Genomic DNA, 2,570 nt, shown 5'->3' with positions numbered 1-2,570 from the left:
CGAAGAACTGCATTTCCATCTGTTCAAACTCACGCATACGGAAGATGAACTGACGAGCAACGATTTCGTTACGGAAAGCCTTACCTATCTGTGCGATACCGAAAGGTATTTTCATACGGCCTGTCTTCTGTACATTCAGATAGTTTACGAAGATACCCTGTGCTGTTTCCGGACGAAGATATACCTTCATTGCTCCATCGGCAGTAGAACCCATTTCAGTAGTAAACATAAGGTTGAACTGGCGAACTTCAGTCCAGTTCTTTGTACCTGAAATAGGACATACGATTTCTTCATCAAGGATAATCTGACGCAATTCGTTCAAGTCGTTTGCGTTCATTGCCTTTGCATAACGTTCATGCAAAGCATCTAGTTTAGCCTGATGTTCAAGTACACGTGCGTTAGTGCTGCGGAACTGAGCTTCGTCAAAAGCATCACCGAATTTCTTTGCAGCTTTTGCTACTTCCTTGTTTATCTTATCCTCGTATTTTGCAATCTGTTCTTCAATCAGAACGTCAGCACGGTAACGTTTCTTTGAGTCGCGATTGTCAATCAATGGGTCATTAAAAGCATCAACGTGACCTGAAGCCTTCCAGATAGTAGGGTGCATGAAGATTGCAGAGTCAATACCTACAATGTTTTCGTGCAAAAGCACCATGCTCTGCCACCAATACTGCTTGATGTTGTTTTTCAATTCAACACCCATCTGGCCATAATCATATACAGCTCCTAATCCATCATATATATCACTTGAAGGGAATACAAAACCATATTCTTTGCAGTGAGAAACCAATTTCTTGAAAACGTCTTCCTGTGCCATTTTTCTAACTTATTTTATGTTTTTCTATTTGTTTTATTTACTATTGGGTACAAAGATACGCAAATATGAAGAATAATGAACTAATAGTATATTAATTTATCTTACGAAGACCGACGAAAGAGCTCATTTATAGGACAAAAAAGGGAAAAAACTTATATTTTTGTATGATTTTTATCGTAAGCGGACATTGTTCCGGTTTTTCACTCAAAACTGTAATATATGAAAAGAACTGCACAAGACAAACATAAAATGATGACTACAGCACCTATTCCGAGACTTATCACTTCGTTGGCTGTACCTACTATAATAAGCATGCTGGTCACTTCGTTTTATGTAATGGCTGATACCTATTTCGTAGGACAAATCAACACTCAGTCAACTGCAGCCGTTGGAATCTCTTTCTCAATAATGGCAATCATTCAGGCATTCGGTTTCTTCTTCGGACATGGTTCCGGAAACTTCATCTCAAGAAAACTTGGTGCAAAAGATTATGAGAGTGCAGAAAAGATGGCATCGACAGGATTCTTTTACGCCTTCAGTTTAGGACTTGCTATTGCCATATTGGGGAACCTGTTTTTAACGGATATATGCTTGCTGCTTGGCTCGACAGAAACGATACTGCCTTATGCAGAGAACTATCTTGGAATAATTCTCTTCGGGGCACCTTTTATGGCTTCTTCCCTGGTCCTTAATAATCAGATGCGTTTTCAGGGGAATGCCATTTATGCCATGATAGGAATTATTATAGGTGCAGTGATAAATATTGGACTCGACCCGCTACTGATTTTCACATTTGATATGGGAGTATCCGGTGCAGCGCTTTCAACAGTAATAAGCCAGATAAGCAGCTTTATAGTGCTGCTGTATATGGACAGTAAAGGGACTAACATAAAAATAAAATTCAGGAACTTCACTCCTGAGTTCTCTTATATAAAGGAAATTACCTACGGAGGCATTCCTTCGCTGAGCAGACAGGGATTGGTAAGCCTTTCGACCATCATGCTGAATGTGGCTGCCGGAAGATACGGTGATGCTGCTATAGCCGGTATGTCTATAGTCACACGTATCTGTATGTTTATAAACTCGTTTGTGATAGGTTTCGGTCAAGGTTTTCAGCCGGTATGCGGATTTAATTATGGTGCAGGACTCTACAAGAGGGTACGCGAAGGATTCTACTTTTGTGTAAAAACCGGAGTTGTATTCCTAACCATTTGTGCAATTATCGGATCTATTTTTGCTCCGGAAATTGTTTCTTGGTTTAGAAGAGATGACCCGGAAGTTATAATGATTGGAGCTAACGCTCTCCGCTGGCAATTGATAACACTTCCATTAGGCACGTGGGTAATATTGTGTAATATGCTCTTACAGACTATCAGAGTACCGGGAAGAGCTCTAATCCTGTCATCTGCCAGACAAGGTCTGTTCTTTATTCCTTTGATTATCATTCTCCCGTATTTTTTGGAATTAACTGGCGTTGAGATGTGTCAGGCTATCTCAGACTTCTGCTCGTTCATTCTTGCATTTCCACTTACAATACCGGTTCTTAAAAGACTACGAACCGATAGGACATAAAAAAAGGCCGCCCGATTGGACAGCCTTGTATTTATTATAGCATCTACAGAATTATTCAGCTTTAGGGGCTTCCTCTGTTGTTGCTTCAACTGCTTCAGCTGCAGGAGCTTCAGTAGTAGTTTTCTTTGAACGACGAGTACGAGTAGCTTTCTTAGCAGCTGTCTTAGCCATGTTCTCATTG

At 40.4% G+C, this 2,570-nt stretch carries 2 protein-coding genes and 1 pseudogene; 1 reads left to right on the top strand and 2 read right to left on the bottom strand.

Translation table 11 applies throughout. The annotated features are described in order from the left end of the window. On the bottom strand, positions 1–817 hold an 817-nt coding region (locus tag QZ379_RS12320; protein ID WP_291565290.1), incomplete at its 3' end, for a glycine--tRNA ligase. Between the two features lie 219 nt (positions 818–1,036). Here QZ379_RS12320 and QZ379_RS12315 point away from each other — a divergent pair. Next, positions 1,037–2,389 (top strand): MATE family efflux transporter, encoded by a 1,353-nt coding sequence (locus QZ379_RS12315; RefSeq protein WP_291565287.1) that lies wholly within the window; start codon positions 1,037–1,039, stop codon positions 2,387–2,389. A gap of 51 nt (positions 2,390–2,440) precedes the next feature. Here the strand turns inward: QZ379_RS12315 and QZ379_RS12310 are convergent. Further along, positions 2,441–2,570: pseudogene (locus tag QZ379_RS12310) on the bottom strand (50S ribosomal protein L17); the annotation flags it as partial.

Origin of the sequence: Bacteroides sp., assembly GCF_019417265.1 — a bacterium.
Taxonomy (GTDB): Bacteria; Bacteroidota; Bacteroidia; order Bacteroidales; family Bacteroidaceae; genus Phocaeicola.
The sequence above is the reverse complement of the archived record's forward strand: the minus strand, read 5'-3'. Positions and strand labels throughout refer to the sequence as shown.